Here is a 6,355-nt window from a genome sequence, read left to right as displayed (position 1 = left end):
CCGCGATTCCGCCCGGGCGGGAGAGCACCATGCGGCCTTCGCCACCGGCGGCCGGCAAGCGCCACAGGGCCGGGATCGGTTCCTTCTCCGGGTCCTCGGGATCCGGGCGGGCGGACGTGAAGTACAGGTCGCCGTTGCGGGCAAAAGCCGCGCCGGACTCGCCCTTGGAGCTGCGCGTCATCCGGCGTGCCGGGCGGTGACCGGCCGGGTCGACCTCCCAGAGGGACGAGACGTAGTCGGTGCAGGCGGGGTTCAGCACGCTGACGCAGGTTACCAGGCGGCTGCCGTCCGGGCTGAGGGCCAGGGAGCCGAGCCGCGGCAACGCGATGAAGCGGTCCAGGTCGTGGAACGGGGTGGCGGCACCCTGCTGGAGGGGCAGCTCGGGCCGCATTTCGGAAGTGATTGCTTCAGAACGCATGGAGTAAGTAAACACTACTTGTGTGCCGGATCACAGGTGATGGCGGCAATTCGCGGCTTTGCTACGCCGCCTCCGGCCCCGGTATCAACACCCTCCGGTTAAGCGGGAGAACCCCGGCCGAAGCCGGGGCTCTCCCTGCGCAGTACGGTGCAGGCTACTGGGACAGTGCCGGGGTGTCCGGGACTCCCTCGATTGCCTTGGGCGCTCCGGTGCTGCTGAAGACGAACGTCGCGGCGTCGTCTTCGCCCTCGACGTCCACGTGGATGGTCTCGCCCGGGTGGAACTCGCCGAAGAGGATCTTCTCGGAGAGCTGGTCCTCGATCTCCCGCTGGATGGTCCGGCGCAGGGGCCGGGCACCCATGGTGGGATCGTAGCCGCGGGTGGCCAGCAGCACCTTGGCCGCGTCGGTCAGGTCGATCTTGAGGTTCTTCTCGGCGAGCCGCTTCCGCAGGCGCTCGACGAACAGATCCACGATCTGGACGATTTCTTCCTCGCTCAGCTGCGGGAAGACCACGGTGTCGTCGACGCGGTTCAGGAACTCGGGCCGGAAGTGCTGCTTGAGCTCATCCTGGACCCGGGCGCGCATCCGTTCGTACCCGGTCTTGGTGTCCGTGCCGGACTGGAAACCGGTCATGACGCCCTTCGAGATGTCGCGGGTGCCAAGGTTGGTGGTCATGATGATCACCGTGTTCTTGAAGTCCACGACGCGACCCTGGCTGTCCGTCAGGCGGCCGTCCTCGAGGATCTGCAGCAGCGAGTTGAACAGGTCGGCGTGCGCCTTCTCCACCTCGTCGAAGAGCACCACGGAGAACGGGCGGCGGCGGACCTTTTCGGTCAGCTGACCGCCTTCCTCGTAGCCCACGTATCCCGGAGGGGCACCGAACAGCCGCGAGACCGTGTGCTTCTCCGAGTACTCGGACATGTCCAGGGTGATCAGCGCGTCTTCCTCGCCGAAGAGGAATTCCGCCAGGGCCTTGGCGAGCTCGGTCTTGCCGACGCCGGTGGGGCCGGCGAAGATGAACGAGCCGGAGGGACGGTTGGGGTCCTTCAGGCCGGCACGGGTACGGCGGATCGCCTGCGAGATGGCCTTGATCGCCTCGTCCTGGCCGATCACGCGCTTGTGCAGCTCGGCCTCCATGTGCATGAGGCGGCTGGATTCTTCCTCGGTCAGCTTGAACACGGGGATGCCGGTGGAGTTGGCCAGCACTTCTGCCACCAGGTCCTCGTCCACTTCGGCGATCTCATCCAGGTCCCCGGACTTCCAGGCGCGTTCCTTTTCGGCCCGCTCGTCCTGCAGCCTGCCTTCCTGGTCCCGCAGCGTCGCGGCGCCCTCGAAGTCCTGGGCGTCGATGGCCGATTCCTTCTGCTTCTTCAGCTCGGCGATGCGCTCGTCGATGTCCTTGAGCTCCGGCGGTGCGGTCATCCGGCGGATGCGCAGCCGCGCCCCGGCCTCGTCGATCAGGTCGATTGCCTTGTCCGGTAGGAAGCGGTCGGAGATGTACCGGTGGGCCAGGTGCGCGGCGGCATCCAGGGCGCCGTCGGTGATGGACACGCGGTGGTGCGCCTCGTAGCGGTCCCGCAGTCCCTTGAGGATCAGCACGGCGTGCTCCACGGACGGCTCTTCCACCTGGATCGGCTGGAACCGGCGCTCCAGCGCGGCGTCCTTCTCGATGTGCTTGCGGTACTCGTCCAGGGTGGTGGCACCGATGGTCTGCAGTTCGCCACGCGCCAGCATCGGCTTCAGGATGGAGGCCGCGTCGATCGCGCCCTCGGCGGCACCCGCACCGACCAGGGTGTGGATCTCGTCGATGAACAGGATGATGTCGCCACGGGTCCGGATTTCCTTCAGGACCTTCTTCAGCCGCTCCTCGAAGTCACCGCGGTAGCGCGACCCGGCCACCAGGGACCCCAGGTCCAGCGTGTAGAGCTGCTTGTCCTTGATGGTCTCCGGCACGTCGCCGCGGACGATCGCCTGGGCCAGGCCCTCGACGACGGCGGTCTTGCCGACGCCGGGCTCACCGATCAATACCGGGTTGTTCTTGGTGCGGCGGGAGAGCACCTGCATGACGCGTTCCATTTCGTGCTCGCGCCCGATGACCGGGTCGAGCTTGGATTCACGCGCAGCCTGAGTGAGGTTCCGGCCGAACTGGTCCAGCACCACCGATCCTGCAGGAGTGCCTTCCTGCTGCTGGCCGGCGGTGACCGGCTCCTTGCCCTGGTAGCCGGAGAGCAGCTGGATGACCTGCTGGCGCACGCGGTTGAGGTCGGCGCCCAGCTTGACCAGCACCTGCGTGGCCACGCCTTCGCCTTCGCGGATTAGGCCCAGCAGGATGTGCTCGGTGCCGATGTAGTTGTGGCCGAGCTGCAGGGCCTCGCGCAGCGACAGCTCCAAAACCTTCTTGGCACGCGGCGTGAACGGAATGTGGCCGCTCGGAGCCTGCTGGCCCTGGCCGATGATCTCCTGGACCTGCTCACGAACGCCGTTCAGGGAGACGCCGAGGAACTCCAGTGCTTTGGCGGCAACGCCCTCACCCTCGTGGATCAATCCGAGGAGGATGTGTTCGGTGCCGATGTAGTTGTGGTTGAGCATGCGGGCTTCTTCTTGAGCCAGCACGACAACGCGACGGGCACGGTCGGTAAATCTCTCAAACATCTCGCACACTCCTAGCTACTGCGTACTTTGATGCTACGTGCCCGGATGGCTGTTGTGCGTTCTGTTCGCCCTAGGGGTAATGCCCCCTGCAGGACGGCAAACGGGGCGGACAGTTGCCTGTCCGCCCCGCCGATCGATCTGCCCGTGATGGAACGGGCCGCCCGTTATCCCCCGTGGGCGGCCTTGTAGGCCTCGATGATTTCAGATTGCACACGTCCGCGGTCGCTAACGTTGTAACCGTTCTCCCGTGCCCACGCGCGGATCGCCGAGGCGTCCTGGTTGCGTGTGCCGCCGGCCGGCTTGGCGGCCTTGGAGCCCCGGGCAGGAATCTTCCGGCCGGAAGAAATGTACGGCTTGAGCGCGTCGCGAAGCGCCTCGGCATGCGATGAAGAAAGATCAATTTCGTAGCTGCTGGAATCCAGGCTGAACCGGACCGTTTCATCGGCCGAGCCACCATCCAGATCATCAACCAGAATGATTTTTACTTCTTGCGCCACAGAAGGCTCCTTTTGGGTGGGTGGATCTATATGTCCGGTATAATCCGAACCATACTTATTATGTCCTACACTCCATTTCAAGGCAATACAGCCGGATTCGATCGTCCTGCAATCCAGCCATGGATCAGATCCGATTTGACCAGGTGGGAAATACCGGTATAGCGCAGTGAATGTGATTAAAGGAAAAACCCCGGACAATTGATGCTTGTCCGGGGCCTTCCCCTATTCCTCGCGGCCTTCGGCCGCGCGCCTTTCGGCCTCGCGTTCGGCCTCGGCCAGCGCTTCGCGTTCTTTCCGGTCGGCGTTGAATATGGCTTTCATCACGAAATAGAACAAAAGCCCGACACCCAGCGACGGCGCAAGTACCCACAGATATTCCATGCTCAGCCCAGCTCCGGCTTCAGCAGCGGGAACAGAATCGTTTCGCGGATTCCCGCCTGGGTGAAAAGCATCACCAATCGGTCGATGCCCAGTCCGATACCGCCCATCGGCGGCGCGCCGTATTCGAGGGCACGCAGGAAGTCTTCGTCCAGTTGCATCGCTTCCTCGTCTCCGGCCGCCGCCATTCGCGACTGCTCGGTCAGGCGTTCGCGCTGAATCACCGGATCAATCAGCTCGGAGAAAGCGGTGCCGCGTTCCATGCCCCCGATAATCAGGTCCCAGGCCTCAATCAACTCCGGATTGTCGCGGTGGTTGCGCGCGAGCGGCTGCGCTGCCGGCGGGTAGTCGTAAACGAAGGTCGGCTGCAGCAGCGTCGGTTCGACGATTTCACCGAACAGCTCGACGACCACCTTCTGGGTATCCCACTTCGGGTCGATCTTCACGCCGTGCTGTTCGGCAATGTCGCGCAGCTCTTCACCGCCCGTCTGCGGGGTGATTTCCCGGCCCACCGCTTCGGACAAACCGGGATAGACCCCCAGCCAGCGCCATTCCCCATTGAGGTCAATAGTGCCCTGCGGGGTTTCAATGACGCGCGTGCCGATGGTGTCGGCCACATTCAGGATCATTTCCTTCATGCGCTCCCCCATGACGAACTGGTCGGCATACGCCTCGTAGCTTTCCAGCGTGGTGAATTCGGGGCTGTGGGTGGAGTCAACGCCTTCATTGCGGAAGATCCGGCCGATCTCAAAGACCCGGTCTATGCCGCCGACCACCGCGCGCTTGAGGTACAGCTCCGTGGCAATGCGCAGGGTCATGTCCTGGTCAAAGGCGTTTAGGTGTGTCTCGAAGGGACGGGCCGTCGCGCCTCCGTGCACCAGTTGCAGCATGGGGGTTTCCACTTCCACGTAGCCGTGGGAGTGCAGGGTTTCGCGGATGGAGCGAATGACGGCGGCGCGGGTGTAAACCATCTGGCGTGCTTCGTCGCGCACCATGAGGTCCACGTACCGCTGCCGCACGCGGGTCTCTTCACTCAGGCCGGCGTGCAGCACGGGCAGCGGACGCAACGCCTTGGAGGCCATCTGCCAGCTGTCGGCCATCACGGACAGCTCGCCGCGCTTGGAGCTGATGACTTCGCCGCGGATGAACACATGGTCGCCCAGGTCCACGAGGGCCTTCCAGTCCGCGAGCGCTTCCTCGCCGATGTTCGCCAGGCTCAACATTGCCTGCAGGCGGACGCCGCTGCCTTCCTGCAGGGTCGCGAAGCAGAGTTTGCCGGTGTTGCGGATGAAGACCACGCGCCCGGACACTCCCACGACGTCGCCGGTGGTCTCGTCTGCCTCGAGGTGGCCGTACTTTTCGCGCACCTCGGCCAGCGTATGGGTCCGGTCCACGCCCACCGGGTACGCCTCGACGCCGCGCTCCAAGAGTTTGGCGCGCTTGGCCATGCGCACGTGCATCTGCTCGGAGGCGTCGGCAGCCTCGGCTGCGGGATGTGGGGTGGGGGAATTATCGCGGGTCACGGTAGTTAAGGGTACCGGTACCGGGGCCGGGCCAGCCAAACGTCCCGGAGCTTCCATCCGCGGACGTCAGTAGCCGAGCTGCGCGTTGTCGATCAGCCGAACCGGGCCGACCTGCGCGGCGACCAGCACCAGGGCCTCGCCGGTGAACGGGGTCTCCCTGCAGTTGAAGGCCAGCGGCTCGAGCGTGCGGGGATCCACCACTTCCAGGTAGTCCAGCCGGACGGGCGGCACCGACTCGATCATGGCCAGCGCGCCGTCCACGTCCAGGGGTTCGTGCCGGTCGGCCTGTCCGCGGAGGTACGCCAGGCTGCGGGAGAGCACCAGCGCCGCTTCCCGCTCGGCGTCGTTGAGGAAACGGTTGCGGCTGGAGAGTGCCAGCCCGTCGTCGTCGCGCACTGTGGGCACACCCACAATGTCCACCGGGAAGTTCAGGTCGGCCACCATCCGCTTGACCAGCACAAGCTGCTGCGCGTCCTTCTGGCCGAAGTAGGCGCGGTAGCCGGCCGCGCCGGCCGCCGCGGGCAGCCCGTAATGGAGCAGCTTGGCCACCACAGTGAGGGCGCCGTCGAAGTGGCCCGGCCGGGAGGCGCCCTCGAACTTCGCGCCCAGCGCACCGGCGTCGATCCTGACCAGCGGCTCGCCGTCCGGGTAGACCTCTTCGACTGCGGGGGCAAACACCACGTCCGCCCCGCACGCCGCCAGCAGGTCCAGGTCGGTTTCCAGGGTGCGGGGGTAGCGGTCCAGGTCCTGCTGCTCGCCGAATTGGAGCGGATTCACGAACACGGAAACCACGACGACGTCGCACGCCTGCCGCGCGGCCCGCACCAGCGCCGCGTGGCCTGCGTGCAGCGCTCCCATGGTCGGGACCAGCCCCAGCGAAGGCCGC

General features: G+C 65.4%; 6 protein-coding genes. All 6 read right to left on the bottom strand.

What is annotated here, in order from left to right; translation table 11 throughout:
• A partial coding sequence (locus AC5RUJ_RS09265; RefSeq protein ID WP_494155784.1) for a TolB-like translocation protein occupies positions 1 to 391 on the bottom strand: 391 nt, incomplete at its 3' end.
• 181 nt (positions 392 to 572) lie between these two features.
• A complete protein-coding gene (locus AC5RUJ_RS09260) occupies positions 573 to 3,071 on the bottom strand; it encodes an ATP-dependent Clp protease ATP-binding subunit (RefSeq protein ID WP_494001939.1) in 2,499 nt (832 codons plus the stop codon).
• Between the two features lie 164 nt (positions 3,072 to 3,235).
• The gene (locus AC5RUJ_RS09255) at positions 3,236 to 3,568 is read right to left on the bottom strand and encodes a histone-like nucleoid-structuring protein Lsr2 (protein ID WP_493978319.1); all 333 of its coding nucleotides are present in this window, start codon (positions 3,566 to 3,568) and stop codon (positions 3,236 to 3,238) included.
• Between the two features lie 222 nt (positions 3,569 to 3,790).
• Positions 3,791 to 3,949: a hypothetical protein gene (locus AC5RUJ_RS09250; RefSeq protein ID WP_493978318.1), complete on the bottom strand. Its 159-nt coding sequence runs from the start codon at positions 3,947 to 3,949 to the stop codon at positions 3,791 to 3,793.
• 2 nt (positions 3,950 to 3,951) lie between these two features.
• The gene (gene lysS / locus AC5RUJ_RS09245; protein WP_494013370.1) at positions 3,952 to 5,469 is read right to left on the bottom strand and encodes a lysine--tRNA ligase; all 1,518 of its coding nucleotides are present in this window, start codon (positions 5,467 to 5,469) and stop codon (positions 3,952 to 3,954) included.
• Between the two features lie 66 nt (positions 5,470 to 5,535).
• Positions 5,536 to 6,355: pantoate--beta-alanine ligase (panC, locus tag AC5RUJ_RS09240; protein WP_494155783.1), on the bottom strand; the 820-nt coding region annotated here is incomplete at its 5' end.

The organism is Arthrobacter sp. Y3223164, from assembly GCF_059091005.1.
The sequence above is the reverse complement of the archived record's forward strand: the minus strand, read 5'-3'. Positions and strand labels throughout refer to the sequence as shown.